This is a genomic window from Nocardia yamanashiensis NBRC 100130 (assembly GCF_001613325.1).
Taxonomy (GTDB): domain Bacteria; phylum Actinomycetota; class Actinomycetes; order Mycobacteriales; family Mycobacteriaceae; genus Nocardia; species Nocardia yamanashiensis.
The window spans coordinates 423,637-440,879 of the sequence record NZ_BDCD01000002.1 but is presented as its reverse complement, the minus strand read 5'-3'; the positions used below and the strand labels follow the sequence as shown (position 1 = coordinate 440,879).

General features: G+C 66.9%; 14 protein-coding genes and 1 pseudogene. 3 read left to right on the top strand and 12 right to left on the bottom strand.

The annotated features are described in order from the left end of the window. Positions 1 to 277: 277 nt before the first annotated feature. The 4 genes from NY1_RS02105 to NY1_RS02085 all read right to left on the bottom strand — a co-directional run bounded on the left by NY1_RS02105 (position 278) and on the right by NY1_RS02085 (position 8,147). Positions 278 to 2,851, bottom strand: coding sequence for a SpoIIE family protein phosphatase (locus tag NY1_RS02105; protein WP_084534543.1), 2,574 nt, complete (start codon positions 2,849 to 2,851; stop codon positions 278 to 280). Then, positions 2,851 to 7,101, bottom strand: coding sequence for a HAMP domain-containing hybrid sensor histidine kinase/response regulator (locus NY1_RS02095; protein ID WP_067707236.1), 4,251 nt, complete (start codon positions 7,099 to 7,101; stop codon positions 2,851 to 2,853). Before NY1_RS02095 ends, NY1_RS02105 begins: the two co-directional genes overlap by 1 nt. A 252-nt stretch (positions 7,102 to 7,353) precedes the next feature. Further along, on the bottom strand, positions 7,354 to 7,701 hold the full coding sequence (locus NY1_RS02090; RefSeq protein ID WP_084534601.1) for an STAS domain-containing protein: 348 nt from the start codon (positions 7,699 to 7,701) through the stop codon (positions 7,354 to 7,356). A gap of 32 nt (positions 7,702 to 7,733) precedes the next feature. Next, on the bottom strand, positions 7,734 to 8,147 hold the full coding sequence (locus NY1_RS02085) for a hypothetical protein (protein ID WP_067707233.1): 414 nt from the start codon (positions 8,145 to 8,147) through the stop codon (positions 7,734 to 7,736). A gap of 173 nt (positions 8,148 to 8,320) precedes the next feature. On the opposite strand from NY1_RS02085, the gene NY1_RS02080 reads away from it, so the two are divergent. Both NY1_RS02080 and NY1_RS02075 read left to right on the top strand, forming a co-directional pair. Continuing rightward, positions 8,321 to 8,725, top strand: coding sequence for a DJ-1/PfpI family protein (locus NY1_RS02080; protein WP_067707232.1), 405 nt, complete (start codon positions 8,321 to 8,323; stop codon positions 8,723 to 8,725). A 27-nt stretch (positions 8,726 to 8,752) separates the two neighbouring features. Continuing rightward, positions 8,753 to 9,160 (top strand): hypothetical protein, encoded by a 408-nt coding sequence (locus tag NY1_RS02075; protein ID WP_067707228.1) that lies wholly within the window; start codon positions 8,753 to 8,755, stop codon positions 9,158 to 9,160. Between the two features lie 82 nt (positions 9,161 to 9,242). Here NY1_RS02075 and NY1_RS02070 read toward each other — a convergent pair whose 3' ends face one another. The 3 genes from NY1_RS02070 to NY1_RS02060 all read right to left on the bottom strand — a co-directional run bounded on the left by NY1_RS02070 (position 9,243) and on the right by NY1_RS02060 (position 11,689). After that, a complete protein-coding gene (locus NY1_RS02070) occupies positions 9,243 to 10,766 on the bottom strand; it encodes a catalase (RefSeq protein ID WP_067707225.1) in 1,524 nt (507 codons plus the stop codon). Positions 10,767 to 10,854: 88 nt separating this feature from the next. Next, positions 10,855 to 11,241, bottom strand: a complete 387-nt coding sequence (locus tag NY1_RS02065; protein ID WP_067707222.1) for a hypothetical protein — start codon at positions 11,239 to 11,241, stop codon at positions 10,855 to 10,857. A gap of 49 nt (positions 11,242 to 11,290) precedes the next feature. After that, positions 11,291 to 11,689 (bottom strand): MerR family transcriptional regulator, encoded by a 399-nt coding sequence (locus NY1_RS02060; RefSeq protein ID WP_067707864.1) that lies wholly within the window; start codon positions 11,687 to 11,689, stop codon positions 11,291 to 11,293. 152 nt (positions 11,690 to 11,841) lie between these two features. On the opposite strand from NY1_RS02060, the gene NY1_RS02055 reads away from it, so the two are divergent. Beyond that, positions 11,842 to 12,564: a PAS and ANTAR domain-containing protein gene (locus NY1_RS02055; protein ID WP_067707219.1), complete on the top strand. Its 723-nt coding sequence runs from the start codon at positions 11,842 to 11,844 to the stop codon at positions 12,562 to 12,564. On the opposite strand, the gene NY1_RS02050 is transcribed toward NY1_RS02055, so the two are convergent. The 5 genes and pseudogenes from NY1_RS02050 to NY1_RS02035 form a co-directional block, all read right to left on the bottom strand. Next, complete coding sequence (locus tag NY1_RS02050) at positions 12,552 to 13,115, bottom strand: TerD family protein (RefSeq protein WP_067707217.1); 564 nt, start codon at positions 13,113 to 13,115, stop codon at positions 12,552 to 12,554. The two genes, NY1_RS02055 and NY1_RS02050, sit on opposite strands and share 13 nt — an antisense overlap. Before the next feature lie 426 nt (positions 13,116 to 13,541). Then, positions 13,542 to 13,670: pseudogene (locus NY1_RS44360) on the bottom strand (enoyl-CoA hydratase-related protein); the annotation flags it as partial. 23 nt (positions 13,671 to 13,693) lie between these two features. Next, positions 13,694 to 14,626, bottom strand: coding sequence for an alpha/beta fold hydrolase (locus NY1_RS02045; RefSeq protein WP_233434176.1), 933 nt, complete (start codon positions 14,624 to 14,626; stop codon positions 13,694 to 13,696). Between the two features lie 19 nt (positions 14,627 to 14,645). Further along, positions 14,646 to 15,278 carry a TetR/AcrR family transcriptional regulator gene (locus NY1_RS02040; RefSeq protein ID WP_067707214.1) on the bottom strand — a complete coding sequence of 211 codons (633 nt, stop codon included), beginning with the start codon at positions 15,276 to 15,278 and terminating at the stop codon, positions 14,646 to 14,648. Then, entirely contained in the window at positions 15,275 to 17,047 is a 1,773-nt protein-coding gene (locus NY1_RS02035; protein ID WP_067707211.1) for an N-acyl-D-amino-acid deacylase family protein, read from the bottom strand. The genes NY1_RS02040 and NY1_RS02035 overlap by 4 nt, the downstream gene beginning before the upstream one ends. Positions 17,048 to 17,243 lie beyond the last annotated feature (196 nt).

The following is a 17,243-nucleotide window of genomic DNA, read 5'->3' as shown; positions in this document are numbered from 1 at the left end:
CTTGCTCGGCCTGCGTGAATCGCTGCCGGCCCGTCGATCGGCGTTGTTCCGGACGACCTGCTGATCTGAGCGGATCTACTCCGGTTTGTCCGATCTCTGCGGGGTACTGCCAGGACACAAGCCCTTCCAGTGGCAGCGTCAACGGCGACGCCCCGCTCAATGGCGAGTGGTAGCCGCACGGAGGTGAGCTGAAGTGTTGGGCGCGGCGTCCCGGCTGGTCCGGGGCGCCCCGGCATCCGCAGTTCCGGCCGTTACGGCGGCCGGGGCGGGCGGAGGGTTACTCTGTATCCCCGCCGACCTGGATGCCCACTACGCACATATCGTCATCGGTGTCGGCGCCACCGCTGTCCAGCAGGGAATCGAGGCGGTCGTCCAGGGTGCCGGTGAACTTGGCCGACTCGGTCAGCAGTCGCCGGACGCAGTCGTCGAGGCGGCGGTCGCGGCGCTCGATCAGGCCATCGGTGTACAGCAGGAGGACGTCGCCGGGCTCGAGTTGGATATCGCCTTCGACATAGGGGGTTTCGGTCATCGCGCCCAGGATCATGCCGCCCAGGGCGGGGAGGGCCGAGGCCGCACCGGCACGGACGAGGACCGGCGGCAGGTGGCCGGCGCGCGCCCAGCGCAGGATCCGGGTTTCCGGGTCGTAGAGGCCGCACACGGCGGTCGCGAAGATGGTGTCGGCCGGGTGGCGGGCCACCAGATTCAGCCAGGCGAGCATGCGGCCCGGGCCGGCGCCGGTGACGGCCAGGCCGCGTAACGCGTTGCGTAACAGCACCATTCCGGTGGCGGCGGAGATGCCGTGGCCCGCGATGTCGCCGACCGAGACGAAGACCTGGCGTGAGGGCAGCACGAGTACGTCGTACCAGTCGCCGCCGACCAGGTGGTCCTGCTCGGCGGGGCGGTAGCGTGCCGCCACCCGCAATTCCCGCGCTTCGATGGCGGGCTGCGCGGGCGGCATGATCGCCTCTTGCAATCGGCGGGCGAGCCGGCTCTGCTCGGCGGCGTGTTCCTCGGTGTGCGAGAGGCGATCCCGGGTCGCGGACAATGCCATCTCGGTCCAGTGCTGCGCCGAGGCGTCCTGGTAGGCGCCGCGAATGGCGAGGAGATTTCCCGCCGGATCGAGCACGGGTTCGGCCACCACCCGGACGTGCCGGATCGCGCCGTCGGGCCGCAGCAGCCGGAGTGCGGCGGTGGCCGGACGCCGATAGCGCAGGATGGTTCGCAGAAACCGTTGCGCCGCTTGCGCATCCGTTTCGTGGACGTGCATCGGCAGCAAGGCTAGCGGTATCGGGTCGGCGTTCGCCGCCAGCCCGAAGACGCCGAAAAGCTGGTTGCTCCAGGTGATCTCGCCGGTGGCGGCGTTCTCCTCGAAGCCGCCGACCCCGCCCAGATGCTGTGCCTGCCGCAGCAATTCGGCCGATCGCGTCGATTCGTCCTGCACCCGGCAGACCAGCAGCACGGCATCCCCGTGCCGGCTCATACTCAATGCGGCGGGCACCGGCAATTGCGACCGGCCGATCAACTCGGTCAGCCCCGCCGCATCGGCCCGATAGCTCGCCCCGGTGGCGAAGACCTCTTCCATCCGCTCGAACAGCCGCCCCGGCCCGGCCGACATCGGATACATCTCGAGCAGGGACGAACCCACGATCAGCTGCCGCGAACGCCCCGCCGGATCGGCAAAAGACTTGTTGGCGTGGTGAATCCGGAAATCGGCGACCCCGCCGTCCCCGTCGAGGATCGGCAACAGCACCAGCACCGGATCGAAAAGATCCTCCGCCAGCCGCACCAGCCCGCCCAGCTCCACCTCATCCCGCTGCGGCGCGGTCAGCTCCGCGTCCAGCGTATGCGCGCAAAGCTCCGCCAGCGCCTCCAACTGCCGCCGCACCCGCAACTCCGGCAGCGCGATCGCCCGCCCCCAGCACACCTCGAGTACGCCCAGCAGCTTGCCGCCCACCCGAATAGGCGCCACGAACCGGCTACCGGACCGACCCGCGATCGGCAGCAGCCCCGCCCCACCGACATCGGCAACGAACATCGAATCCCGTTGCGAGAGAACCTTTCCAGCAGACGCCGCCACCCCCGGCGGCAGATAGCGCCACCGCACAGCTTCAGCCCTGCCGACACCCGCATACCCGCACAACGACAACGATCCGTCGAACCCGGCAGACCAGATGACTACAGCCGTCGCACCCAACGGCCCAGCCGCATGCGAGAGAACCGATTCGGCAACCCGCCGACCATTCCCAGCCGCCAGTACCCCACTCTCGGCGGCACGCAACCGAACTACGCTCGCAACCCGACGCGATGAATCCGCCCCCGGTCCGTCAACAACTGCCGCCGTACCACCGTCGACCGCAGCCACACCCTCACTCGAGACACGGGCTTCGACTGGGGCGCTGTCGACTTCGGCAACAGCACCGGCAGCGACCTCATCCACAGCCACCTCGGCTGCGTCAGCGGCGGCCACGTCGACTGTTGCGGCGTCGCCCACCGCTGCCGCTGCGGCGTGGACCGCTGCGGTGTCACCCGCTGCTTCGGCGGCGTCGATGTCGGTGTCGGACAGGCGGTCTCGGGCGGTGTGGCCGATGAGGTCGGCTGCGAGTTCGAGAGGGGTTATGCCGGCTCGTTCGGAGAGGAGGGCGAGTTGGCGGGTGGCTTCGGCGGGGCCGCAGTGCAGGCGTTCTATGAGGACGCCTTTGGCTAGTTCGAGGAGGGCTCGGGTGTCGGCGGTGGCGTGCAGGCGGGCGATTTCGGTGCGGAGGCGGTCGACGGTGGCGGCGAGCCGGGTGAGGTCGGGCGGGGGGCGGTGGTCCGCTGGATCGTGGGCGCTGTCCTGCGGGGTATCGGCCATCACACGCTCAGCCAGTGTTGGATGCAGCCGAGGAGGACGTCGGCGTCGACCGGTTTGGTGACGTAGTCGTTGGCGCCGGAGGCCAGGCTCTTGTCGCGGTCGCCGGGCATGGCTTTGGCGGTGACGGCGATGATCGGCAGATGCGCGTAGCGCGGGATGTCGCGGATGGTGGCGGTCGCGGTGTAGCCGTCCATTTCGGGCATCATGACGTCCATCAGCACCAGATCCACTTCGGGGTGAGCGACCAGTTTGTCGATGCCCTCGCGGCCGTTCTCCGCGTGCACCACGCCGATGCCGTGCAATTCCAGAATGCTGCTGAGCGCGAACAGATTCCGGGCGTCGTCATCGACGATCAGCACGGTGCGCCCGGCCAATTCACCGGCCGGCTGCTGCGGCGCGGGCGCTTCGGCTTGCTCGGCGCGCACCAGGGGCAAAACGTCGCCGGGCGCTTCGGCCGTGACGTGCAAGGCGATTCGCTCGCGCAATTCATCCAGGCTCGACAGCAATTCCAGCGGACGGCGCACGGTGCGCTCCTGCAGCAACCGCTCGTGTTCGCCGCCGAGGCGCCGGATGTGCGCCAGCACCGGGATGCCGCCGCACGCCGGATCGGCGTCCAAGATGTCGAGAAAACGCAGGGCATGATCGCCGGGCATGTCGAGCGCCAGCACCACGCAGTGGAAGGCTTCGGCCTCCAGGGCCGCCGCGGCCTCCTGCACCCCGACCGCGCTGACGAGTTGCACGGGACCCCGGGGATCGTCGCGATCGGCCAGGTCTGCGACCGCGCTCTGGGCGACCAGCGACAGCAGCCCCTGCGGACGGTCCTCCACCACCAGCAACCGGCGTTGTTGTTGCGGCGCAGGTGAATCGCCGTCCGGCGCGGCGTCCGCCGCCGGCGCGGTCTCGCGTTCGGCGTGCGGAATCTCCACGAAATCCGGACGCGCGACGGGCAGATACAGCGTGAAGGTACTGCCCTGATCGATCGTGCTCTCCGCGGTGATCGCGCCCCCGAGCAGATACGCGATCTCCCGGCTGATCGACAACCCGAGCCCGGTGCCGCCGTACTTGCGGCTGGTCGTCCCGTCCGCCTGCTGGAAAGCGCCGAAAATCGAATCGAGCTGATGCTCGGCGATGCCGATACCGGTGTCGACCACCCGGAAGGCCACGGCGGGACCGTGCCGCCGCGCGGCGGGCGGCAGTTCCTGACTGTCCGCCGGACCGATCCGCAGTTCCACCGAACCGGATTCGGTGAATTTGACCGCGTTCGACAGCAGATTCCGCAGCACCTGCCGCAGCCGCGAATCGTCGGTGAGCAGATCCGGCGGCAGCCCCGCCGTGGTCACGATGCGGAAGCCGAGATTCTTCTGAGTGGTCAGCGGCCGGAAGGTCGCCTCCACATAGTCCAGCAGGCGCCGCAACGGCACCCGTTCCGGCGCGATATCCATCTTGCCCGCTTCGACCTTCGACAGATCCAGAATGTCGTTGATCAGCTGCAGCAGATCCGAACCCGCCGAATGGATGATCCCGGCGTACTCGACCTGCTTGGCGGTCAGATTCCGGCTCGGATTCTGCGCCAGCAGCTGCGCCAGGATCAGCAAGCTGTTGAGCGGCGTGCGCAGTTCGTGGCTCATGTTCGCCAGGAACTCCGACTTGTACTTCGAAGCCAGCGACAGCTCCTGCGCGCGCGTCTCCAATTCCTGTCGCGCCTGCTCGATTTCGAGGTTCTTGGCCTCGATATCGCGGTTCTGGCGGGCCAGCAGCGCGGCCTTCTCCTCCATTTCGGCATTGGAGCTCTGCAACTCCTCCTGCCGCACCTGCAATTCCTGTGAGCGGGCCTGCAATTCGGAGGTGAGACGCTGCGATTCGACCAGCAGTTCATCGGTGCGCGCATTGGCGACGATGGTGTTGACGTTGACGCCGACGGTCTCCATCAACTGATCCAGGAAGTCGCGGTGAATACGCGTGAACCGGTGCAGCGACGCCAGTTCGATGACGCCGAGCACCTGATCCTCCACCACGATCGGCAGCACCAGCAGATTCACCGGCGCGGTCCGGCCCAGCCCCGAGGAGATGGTGACGTAGTCGCCGGGCACCTCGTCCACGGCGATGGTGCGGCGGCTGCGCGCGGCCTGTCCCACCAGCGACTGCCCGAAGGTGAAACTCGGTGCGCTGCCCGGCTTTTCGGGACTGCCGTAGGACCCGAGCAGCCGCAGCTCCGGCGGATCGACGGTGTCGTCGGCCAGATAGAACGCGCCGAACTGGGCCGACACCAGCGGCACCAGCTCATCCATGATCAGTTCCGCGACCACCCGCAGATCGCGCGGCCCCTGCATGAGCCCCGACACCCGCGCCAGATTCGTCTTGAGCCAGTCCTGATCCTGATTCGCCTTGGTGGTCTCGCGCAGCGATTCCACCATCGAATTGATGTTGTCCTTCAGGTCGGCCACCTCACCGGAGGCCTCCACGGTGATCGACCGCGTCAGATCGCCCTCGGCGACGGCACTGGTCACCTCGGCGATGGCGCGCACCTGCCGGGTCAGGTTGCCCGCCAGCTCGTTCACGTTCTCGGTCAAGCGTTTCCACGTGCCCGACACGCCTTCGACCTCGGCCTGACCGCCCAGCCGGCCCTCGGAGCCGACCTCGCGGGCCACGCGGGTGACCTCCGCGGCGAACGCCGACAGCTGATCGACCATGGTGTTGATGGTGGTCTTGAGCTCGAGGATCTCCCCGCGCGCATCCACGTCGATCTTGCTGGTCAGATCGCCCTGCGCCACCGCCGTGGTCACCTGCGCGATATTGCGCACCTGATTGGTCAGGTTGTTGGCCATCGAATTGACGTTGTCGGTCAAGTCCTTCCAGGTGCCGGCCACATTCGGCACCCGCGCCTGACCGCCCAGCATGCCCTCGGTGCCGACCTCGCGGGCCACGCGGGTGACCTCGTCGGCGAAGGCGGAGAGGGTGTCGACCATCGTATTGATCACCCCGGCCAGCGCCGCGACCTCGCCCTTGGCCTCCACGGTGATCTTCTGGCCGAGATCGCCGCGCGCCACCGCGGTGGCGACCTGCGCGATCGAGCGCACCTGGTTGGTCAGGTTGAAGGCCATCACATTGACGTTGTCGGTCAAGTCCTTCCAGGTGCCCGACGCCCCGCGCACGGTCGCCTGCCCGCCCAGATTGCCTTCGGTGCCGACCTCACGGGCCACGCGGGTGACCTCGTCGGCGAAGGAGGACAGCTGATCGACCATCGTATTGATGGTCTCCTTCAGCTCGAGAATCTCGCCGCGGGCATCGACCCGGATCTTCTGGGTCAGATCGCCGTCGGCGACCGCGGTGGTGACCTGGGCGATCGATCGCACCTGCGCGGTGAGATTGTCGGCCATGACGTTCACCGATTCGGTGAGGTCCTTCCAGGTGCCCGAGACGCCCTTCACGTCGGCCTGCCCGCCGAGCCGGCCCTCGGTGCCGACCTCGCGGGAAACGCGCGTCACTTCATCGGCGAAGGACGACAGCTGATCGACCATCGTATTGATGGTGTTCTTGAGCTCGAGGATCTCCCCGCGCGCATTGACATTGATCTTCTGGGTCAAATCGCCGCGCGCGACCGCGGTCGCGACCTGCGCGATCGAGCGCACCTGCGCGGTGAGGTTGCCCGCCATGAAGTTCACCGAGTCGGTGAGATCGCGCCAGGTGCCCGAGACGCCCTTCACGTCGGCCTGCCCGCCGAGGATGCCCTCGGTGCCGACCTCGCGGGAAACACGCGTCACTTCGTCGGCGAACGAGGACAGCTGATCGACCATCGTATTGATGGTGTTCTTGAGCTCCTGGATCTCGCCGCGGGCGGTGACGGTGATCTTCTGGCTCAGATCGCCGCGCGCGACCGCCGTGGTCACCTGGGCGATATTGCGGACCTGCGCGGTCAGATTGCCGGCCATGAAGTTCACCGAATCGGTGAGATCGCGCCAGACGCCGCCGACGCCCGGCACCTCGGCCTGCCCGCCGAGCTGGCCCTCGGAACCGACCTCGCGGGCCACCCGGGTGACCTCGGAGGTGAACAGCGACAGCTGGTCGACCATGCCGTTGAAGACGGTGGCGATCTCGCCGAGCAAACCGTCCGCGTCGGCCGGCAGCCGGGTGCCGAAATCGCCGTCGCGCACGGCCGTGAGACCGGCCAGCAGTTTTCGCAGCTCGACCTGGTCCGCAGGCGATCCGGCGTGCTGCGTTACGGGACGACTCGGCGTCGCCGCATCAGACATGGCACCTCACTCCGACCCCTCGGCACGCCGGACCCCGGTCCGGGCCGAGCTGGACCCAACCCGCCGGCGCGGTCGACCGAGCCTGTGGCGGGCGGTGAGGTGCTGGTTGGTCAACACCTGACCGTAAACGACTCTACGGGCCGCGCCCCAGCGGACGCGAATCACTCCCCGCGCTGGTGAGCGGGTTGCGAAAAGCCTAGTCCAGCAGCCTGTTTCCGGATGGGTTTCGCCGGCTTTCGCACCCGGGGCGCCTCACCGGTGCCGCAGCGCCGGTTCGAGCGCGTCGAACAGCAGCACCACCTTGTCCAATTCGGTGATCTCGATGGGCCGGCGCACCTCCGGCGACACCACCACCCGCAGCCGCGCCGGGCTCACCTTCTCCACCAGCTCCAGCAGCACGCTCAGCCCCACCGATCCCATGAAATGCACCGCGGACAGATCGATCACCGGAATCTCGGCCGCCGCGACCACATCCGCGAGCGCGGCGCGCAATTCGCCCACCGAGGTGATGTCGATCTCGCCGGCCGCCGACACCACGACGGTATCGCCCGCGTTATCGCGCGATACCGTCAGCAGCCGCGAAAATCCACTCTCGGTCAACACTCACTCCCTCGATCGAACCCGAGTCACCATCATCCCCCGTGACGGATTCGGTTGCGGCCAAAGCGTACGACCGTACCGTGGCCGCGCCGGTCCCCGACGCGCCCATCCTCCCCGAATTCCAGCTCATCGGTCAGCGATTCCAGCAGCACCCGGCTCAAACCGTCGCCCCACAGCACGCCCCGGGTCCGGGTCAGCGCCGACATGCGCACTTCGACCCGGAATTCGTCATAGCGGAGCGCGCACGTCACGTCCGCGTCCGCGGCCGCCGACACCAGCAGGGCGGTGGCCACCTCGTCCACCGCGACCCGCACGTCGATCACCTCCGGCAGCGTGAAATCCGCGGTCAGCAAGGCCATCTCGACCATCGACCGCAATACCGGCAACATCTCCGCGTCCGCCGCGACCACCATCTCCACCGCGCCGCCTCGCACCGTCGTCCGCATCCCACTGCCCTCCTGCCGCCCGCACAAAAACCATTTCTGCTGACCGAGTAGCCACCGATCGGCGCGGCTAACAATCGCCCGGTCAGCACCGGCAGCGCCGCCACGTGCGGTTTCGCGCGCCGCACACCGGGCATCCGCACAGCACGAGTGATCCATGATCAGGAGGAGGAGCCATGCCCGGACTACTGGCCGGCAAGCGGGTGGTGATCGTCACCTCGAACACCGGCGTGGAGCGCGACGAATTGATCGTGCCCCGGGACCGGCTGCGCGAACACGGGGCCCAGGTGCGGCACGCCGCCGTGAAAGGCGAACCGGTGCACGCCGTGACCAGCGCCGGGAATCCGATCGCCGCCATCTGTCACGGGCCCTGGCTGCTCGTCGAGACCGCGGTCGTCGCGGGCAGAACGCTCACCTCCTACCCGTCCCTGCGCACCGACATCGTCAATGCCGGCGCAGCCTGGGCCGACGAATCGGTGGTGCGGGACAGCTCGGACGGGTGGTCGCTGATCACTTCCCGCAATCCGGGCGATCTGCCCGACTTCGTCGATGCCATCACCGAGGAGCTGTCCGAACGTTAGCGGCCCCGTAATGCAAGGGAGACAACGATGTCCAGCCCGCGAATTCGATCCGCCACGTATTTCCTCGTCCTCGCCGCCGCGGCCGCCGTCGCCGCGGGCTGCGCCGACAGCACCGGGACCTCGGCGCCCGGTGATCCGCCGCCGATCGAGAGCCCGGAAGGGCCGACGGTGACCGCGGAATCCGCGCAGCATCTGTGCGACATGCTCGCGCCGGATGTCGGCGACTGGCGTATGCAGGGGCCGACGGCGGGCAAGGTCGCTTTGAACGCCACGGTCGAGAATTGGGCGCTGCGCAATAACGGCGTCAATCTCGCGGTCGCGCGGAATCGATCGGTGGTGGATCAGATCACCACGGCCATGTGTCCCGAGGTGCGTGCGGCGCTGCTCGATGTGCTGCAGGTTCCGGATCTGGCGTCCGGGCTGGTCGGCTTCTGAGTTCCCGCGGAAATCTGCTGAGTTCCCGCGAAATGGAGCGCTCGCGAGTGCGAGCGCTCCATTCCGGTTGCGGGTGAACGGGTTACGCCTTGTGCTGTGCCGACGAGCGCGCGGGATTGGATTGCTGAGCGGCCTTGGGATCCAGGGCGCTCTGCTTGGCCTGCACACCGGATTCGATCCGGTCGCCGAGTTCCTTGTCGACATTGCGCCAGTATTCGAAGGCGCGGGCCAGCACGGGCGGACTGACGCCATTGAGCAGATGGCCGACGATATTGTCCACCAGGCGGGCGCGGGCGGCATCGTCGAGGACGTCGCGGACCATGGTGCGGGCCTGGCCCCAATCGTCGTCATCGGGGCGCATCGTGTACGCGGTGCGCACCATTTCGCCGTCGGTGTGCCAGCCGATCACCGGCCCGGAGACCTCGGGGTCGGCGTGCGGGCCGCCCTTGGAATTGGGCACGTAGACGGGGTCGGAGATGTTCGTATAGCGCATCTGGCCGTCTTTGGAATACGAATGCACGGGCGCGGCATGGGGCGAATTGACCGGTAGGAGTTTGTAATTCGCGCCGATGCGATGGCGGTGCGCGTCCGGATAGGAGAACCAGCGGCCCAGCAGCATCTTGTCGGGGCTGGGACCGGTGCCCGGCACCGCATTGCTGGGTTCGAACGCCGCCTGTTCGATCTCGGTGTGGTAGTCGGTGGGGTTGCGGTTCAGGGTCAGGCGTCCCACCTCGATGAGCGGATAGTCGCCGTGCGGCCACACCTTGGTCAGGTCGAACGGGTTGAAGCGGTAGGTCTTGGCCTCGTCGAACGGCATGATCTGCATGTGCAGGGTCCAGCTCGGGAATTCACCGGCGGCGATGTGCTCGAACAGATCTCGCGTGTGATAGTCGGTGTCCATGGCGGCCATCTGGTCGCCCTCGTCCTGGGTGAAGAACTCGATGCCCTGATCGGTCTTGAAATGGTATTTCACCCAGAAACGCTCGCCCGCGGCGTTGTACCAGAGGTAGGTGTGGCTGGAGTACCCGTTCATATGCCGCCAGGTGCGCGGAATGCCGCGGTCCCCCATCAGCCAGGTGACCTGATGCGCCGATTCCGGCGACAGCGTCCAGAAGTCCCACTGCATATCGTGGTCGCGTAAGTTGTTGTCCGCGCGCCGTTTCTGCGATCGGATGAAGTCCTGGAACTTCATCGGATCCCGCACGAAGAACACCGGCGTGTTGTTGCCGACCATATCGAAATTGCCCTGCTCGGTGTAGAACTTCAGGGCGAACCCGCGCGGATCGCGCCAGGTGTCCGGGCTGCCGCGCTCCCCCGCCACCGTCGAGAACCTGGCCAGCACCTCGGTCCGCTTTCCCGGCTGGAACACATCGGCACGGGTGTAAGCGCTCACGTCCCGGGTCACCTCGAAAATCCCGAACGCCCCGCCGCCCTTGGCGTGCGGTTGCCGCTCCGGGACCCGTTCCCGGTTGAACTGCGCCATCTTCTCGATCAGATACGCGTCGTGCAACAGAATCGGCCCATCGGGACCGACGGTCAGCGAATGTTCGTCACTGGGCACCGGAATCCCGGCGTCGTCTGTCGTATAGCCCTTTCGATCGGACATGTCTCTCCTCCACACGCTGGTGTGCGGTCTTTTCGATCACTACGACACATGCCCGTTTCAACGTCCTCGAAACAGGCCCGTGCCCTTGTCAATCGTGAGATCTCCGAACCAACGGTACCCGCCGCCGGCGGCGGGCTCCCCGGGGCGGCTGTGATGCGCGGCGTGGGCGGCTGTAGCGCAGCAACTCCATCAGGCGGTCCTCGGCCGCGCGGTAGCGCGAAAGATCGACCCGCAGCCGCCAGACGATCTCCGGGTCACCGGCCTCGATGATCGTGGCCCGCTCCGGCAGCACCTGACCCGCGATCCCGGCGTCGGTGAGCGCGAAAAGCACCCGGTACACCTGGGATTCGTGCAGATCGGCGAGCACGCCCCAGGCGTGCGCGCGCAATCCGTTGCTCAATCCGCGCGCCGGAATCCAGTGCGGGGCGACTCGGTGGCTCGCCCACGGATCCGGTATCTCTCTGGGCGCGGTCATACCGGCACCCTACTCCCGCTTCCGGCGCGGCGACGAGCGCGAAAACCCGTCAGGATCGCGGGCCGCCGCGCAGTTCGTCCCGCTCGGCCGTCAGCGCGGTATTGGCTTCCAGCAGTGCCGAATTCGTGCCTTCGAGCGCAGTGTTCGCATCGTGTAATTCGCTATTGCTCTCGCGCAGTGCGGCATTGTCGTCCTCGAGCTCGAGGATGCGGCCGATGGCCGCCAGGTTGACGCCCTGTTCGGCCAGTTCGCTGATCCGTCGCAGGCGGGCCAGATCGTGGCCGCTGTAGCGGCGGGTACCGCCGGAACTCCGCACCGGGGTGATGAGTCCGTGCTGTTCGTACAGACGCAGGGTCTGCACTCCGATACCGGCCAGCTCCGCGGCCACCGAGATGGCGTACACGGCGTGCGCTGGACCGGGTAGATGGTCGTGCCGGTCAGAAACCATCATTCTCCTCACTTCCAGGCTCATAGATTACCTTGTCATCCGTCTTGTGCTCTTTTTCGACGGCTACTAGAAATTATCTATGCCTGATGGCATAGATTTTGATACTATCCGAGCCCACATTCCTTGACAGCCCGACGACATCGACAACGGATATGAACGCTTCCTCACGTGAACTCCCGACCGCCGACGACCGCACCGCGCCCACGCCGGAACTCGATGGCGCGGCCGCGGCGGCGAGCGACCCCGCGACCGGAAGCTTCCGTTTCTGGTTCGCGACCAGGCGCTGGGAGTGGTCGCCGGAGGTGTACCGCATGCACGGGTACGTGCCCGGCGAGGTCGAACCGACCACGGAACTGCTGCTCTCGCACAAGCATCCGGACGATCGCGAACACGTGGCCGAGGCCATCGCCCGCTCGATCGATCACGGCGAGCCGTTCTCCAGCCGCCACCGGTTCATCGACACCGAGGGCGGCGCGCATCAGGCGATGGTGGTCGCCGACCGGATCCTGGACCCCGCCGGCGGCGCCGTCGGCACTGCGGGCTTCTACATCGACCTGTCCGGCACGCTCGCGGACGCCGAACGCACCACCGTCGACCAGCGCCTGCCCGAACTGGTGCGGTCGCGGTCCGTCATCGAACAGGCGAAGGGCGTGCTGATGCGCATGTACCGCATCAATGCCGACCAGGCGTTCAAGGTCCTCACCTGGCGTTCACAGGAGACCAACGTGAAATTGCGCACCCTCGCCGAGCAATTGATCGCCGAACTACCGTCCCTGCCTCCCGCGCCACCCAACACCGTCGCGGCCTTCGACCACCTGCTGCTCACCATGCACGAGCGGGTACCGCAGGAGAACCGATCGCCTCAAGGCAGATAAGGCGTCAAATACGGAATGGACTCGGTGACATGGGTGGCCGCGATACCGGCCCCGATACCGACGAAGCTCCAGCCTTCCGGCGTCCGGTCGAGCCTGCCCAGCACGACCGCGGTATGCGGTCCGCCGGTGAGGGTGAACCGACCCAGCTCGGCCATCGACTCCGCGTCCGTCACCCGGCAGTAGGCATTGGCGATTTCGGTGAACGGCGTTGCGGTGTAAGAGGTTACGACGACGAACACCGCCGTCACCGCCGGATCGATCAGCGTCAGATCGGCCACGATCATCTCGTTGTCCCCGCGCCCCTCCCCGGTGAGATTGTCACCGGTATGGCGCACCGAGCCGTCCCCGGACGTCAAATTGTCGTAGAAGACCACATCGACCAACTGCCCGCCACTGAAGAACAGCGCGGCCAGGTTGACGTCGGTACGGTTCTCCACCGCCTCGACCGGGTCCACCGCCGGCGCAACCGAATCCGGCGCGGGGTCCCATCCGAGGGCCAGGGTGATGCAGGCGAGCGGCGCGCCATCGGTACTACGCAGTGGAACTGACACGACTTCGAATGCCCGGTCGCGCCGCGCCGAAACCCTGCCTTCCCGGAAGAACGCCCGGTCGGGTCAGTCTTTCTTCATCATTTCGTAGAACCCCCAAGATCATGCGCTGACCTGGCCACTTTGGGGGTTCTCCTATTCTGACCTGCGATTTCGCGATCCCAACGTTGCCCATCATGTCCAGCCCAAACCCTTGGCTTCCCACCATTCGGGCCGCAAAATGGCACGCAAAATGGCACTGGAATTCCCACCGCATCCCACCATTTCCGGCCTGTCGACCATCCGGCGATACACCGGGACTCTCACCCGGCCCACTGGATTCCGCCGTGTCCGGTTGCCAAATCCATTGCCAATTCCGGCGGATTCGGGGCCGAGGTGTGGCCGTTCCGAACCGCGCGCCATCCGGCAGATGAGTGCGTTCCCCGGGTAGCTGCGGAACAGCGCTCCGCAGGTGGCGATTATGCCGCGCTGGACCTCGGGGAAGCTGAAGCCAGCCCGACTGGAGTCCACCACGAGGTCGCAGGCCAGGACCAGTTCGAACCCGCCGCCGCACGCCGGTCGGTTTCGTCGGATCGAAGGGTTCAGGATGGGGTTCCGGCAGCCTTGTCGCCGGCGGGAAGGAACTCGCGGATCAGATCAGCGACGTGGTCGGGTGCCTCGATCATCGGCGTGTGCCCGACGTGCTCGAGGACCGCGGTCGTGATCGTGGGGACTGCCCGGTAGCGCGTCAGTGCGGCATCCACGTTGTAGAAGCGGTCCTCTCGGCCGAAGACGACCAGCGCCGGCAGTGCGAGATGGTCCAGCCGTGCGTCCAACCCGAGCCGTCCGGTCCAGGCCTGGCGCCGCTTGATGGATTGGGTGAAAGCGGGGTGGTTCAGGCTGCGGGCATCGTCGAGGCCCTGACGGGGGTCGGTGAATGCCGTGGCCATGTCGAAGCCTGGCGCGAATGCTCGCCGCACCACGCGGTTGGTCACGAACGCCGGACCATGGTGTTGCAGGATCGGGCCGATCCACGGGATGTGAATCATCCACTCTCCCGGCGGCAGTGTTCCGGTGCTCGTATCGGGCCCTTCACCGATCAGCACGAGCCGTGTGATGCGGGTGCTGTGCTCGGCGGTGGCCACGCCGAAGAGGCTGCCCATCGAGTGGCCGACAACCGTGACCTCGTTCAGGTTCAACGCGCCGAGCAGACGCGCATAGAGCCGACCTTGGCTGTCGGGGTCGTAGCCGGTCGTGGGTCGTGCCGATCCGCCGTGCCCGAGCAGGTCGACCCGGATGGTCCGGCATTCCGGCAGGCGGGCAACGAGCTGGTCGAACCATGCCGTGGAGGCACCGAAGCCGTGCAGCATCAGGAGTGCGGGTCCCTCGACCGGGCCGTCCGTTCGGACGTGCAGGTCGATGCCATCGACGGATATGACCGTTCCTGCGCCGCCGGTTGCCGGCTCGGCGCTGGTGCGCCCGGTCAGGGCGCGCATCGAGCCGCGCGGACGCCGCCCGAGTGATGATGTGTTCATTGAGGTCACGAGCTTCTCCTCACCTGGTGGTCGTGGATTCGAGACCCAGCAGGCGGACCAGGACGGTCCCGATGGTGTCGGCTGGAACGCTGCCCGGATCGGCGAGCTCTTCGATGGCGAGGCCGTTGTTCAGCGCCAGCATGGTGAACATGAGAGTGCGGGAAGAGACGGCTGTGCCCGCACCCCATCCGGTGAGTGCTTCCTCGGCCAGCTCGGTCAGTTGCCGGCGGTAGTCGCGGCGTTTGTCGACCCAGCGCTCGCGTAGCTGGTCGTCGCGCGCGGCGCGTAGCCAGAACTCGGTGAACAGCAGTTGCCATTCGCGGCTGTGCTGCATTGCGGCGGTCATTTGCCGACCGGCTGCCAGTGCGGTCGCCTCGTTGGTGACGGTCAGGTCGTCCTGGCCGAGAATGGCGCGAACGGCTGTGATGCGGCCTGTGACCTCTTGGTCGAAGAGCTCGAAGAACAGGTCGTCCTTGTTCGCGAAATTGGAGTAGAGCGCACCGGTGGTGAACCCGGCGGCGGCCGCGACCTGTTGCATGGTGGCTCCGGCGAAGCCGCGTTCGGCAAACACCGTGGAGGCAGCTCGCAGCAGACGGGCGCGAACCTCGGGCCGCGGGGTGCGGCGAGTGACGGGGACTGGGGCTGCGCTCATGAGGACCATCCTGCGTTGGAGTGTGTCTTTCCTGCCCGCAGGAAAGATCCGAAGCGTCGCTTCGTGCCGAACCCGTCGGCGAATGTGCCGTAGCGGTAGACGAGGTGACCGCCCACGATGGTCGCGGCCACTGCATCGTCGTTGCGGTTGACCATCCGGGAGACGGGCCCGAGCCCGTCGAGGATGGCTTCGGCGTAGCCGGACGATGCCTGCGAGAGCCCGGCGGGGTCGATGACGGCGATGTCGGCGCGGGCCCCCGGACGGAGGGTGCCGGCGTCCAGGCCGTACCAGTCACCGAGTTCGCCGGTGAGCCGGTGCACGGCGCGTTCGAGGCTGAGGAACCCGTGGCCATTCTCGGCGGACTCCTGGACTCGCCTCAGTAGCCGAAGTCCGGCGTTGTAGAACGCCATGTTGCGCAGGTGGGCACCGGAGTCGGCGAAACCCATCTGGATCTGAGGGTTGTCCGCGATCTTGTCGAGCACGTCGGGACGGTGGTTGGCGATCGTGGTACGCCAGCGCAGGGCGGGGCCGTGGGCGACCACCAGGTCGAGGAAGGCGTCAGCGGGGTGAATGCCCCGCTCCTGGGCGACGCGGCCGAACGACTTGCCGATCACTTCGGCGTCTGGGCAGCCGACGATGTCGGAGTCGAACAGGTCGCGGTGCCATAGTTTCGGGCCGAACCGTCGCTCCAAATCCTTCCGGAACCGGCGGCGGTAAGGCTCGGTGTCCACGAGCTTGCCGCGCTCGATCGCATCACGCACGTTGAGAGCCGCGACGCCGGAGCCGAACTCCTCGAAGACGACCAGGTCGATGCCGTCGGCGTATACCTCGAACGGCACCGGCAGGTGCTGCCAGCACAGGTCCGAGCCGATAGCCCGGTTCAGCACTGCTGTCGCCTTGGTCATCATCCAGATCAGCTTCGGGTCCGCCTTGAGATCCGCCGCGGTGAGCATCGTGGTCTTCAAGGGTGCCCTGCCTCGACCAGCGCTTTGCGCGAAGAACTTGACGATTTCGGTCTTGCGGGCAGCGTTGGGCGTGCACTGGTGCACGCGCCCGTAGTCGCGGAGCACACGGTTCAACGCTCGGTACTCCCTCCACTTCGCGTAGGTGGAGGGAAGTTGGCGTGATGGGTAGCGCGCGCCATCCAGCTTCGAGAACGAACTCCTGATGGTCGACAATCCCAGGAAGCCGGCGTCGAGCGCTTCGGCCAGCATCGCGCGCATCCGGTCCAACTCCGTGGGAGTCGGTGGTTCGCCCGGATCGGTGGCCCGATCCAGACCCATGACTGCCGCGCGGATGTCGGAGTGCCCGATGAGTGCGGCGATGTTGGGTCCCAGCGGACCGGACTCGAGTGCCTCGACGTAGCTGTGTGGATCTGTCCAGGTCTGGCGTTGTTCGACCGCCGAATGGACAGCGTCCCACGGCAGGGCTTCGACGCGGGAGAACAGGTCCGCGCAGTCGTCGGGGGAGGCGTACACAGTGGACAGTGAGCAGTTCCCGAAGACCACGGTGGTGACGCCGTGGCGCACCGATTCCGAGAGCCCGGGGGCGACCAACACCTCGGCGTCGTAGTGGGTGTGGACGTCGATGAGGCCCGGCATCACCCACAGGCCCTCAGCGTCGACGACCTCCGCCCCGTGTGTAGCCAAAGGCTCAGCGCTTATCGCAGCCACTCGTCCCGCGCGTACCCCTACATCGCGAAACGCGGGTGGTGCACCGGTTCCGTCGAAGAAGTATCCGCCCCGGATCACCAGATCGAAGTCATCCATGCCGTTGCCCCCAAAATAGATAATGCTCGTTATTCAGTAATGAACGTTATCGAAGGATGCTCGGGGTCGTCAAGATGGCCATCCGGCCGTGTGCCCGACTGGTCCTACTCGGGCAGTCGCCTGCACCAAAAGGCCCGAGCGCCAGGCACAGCACACCGGACAGGTCCAAGGGTGCCGGTGTGGGACAGGCAGTACT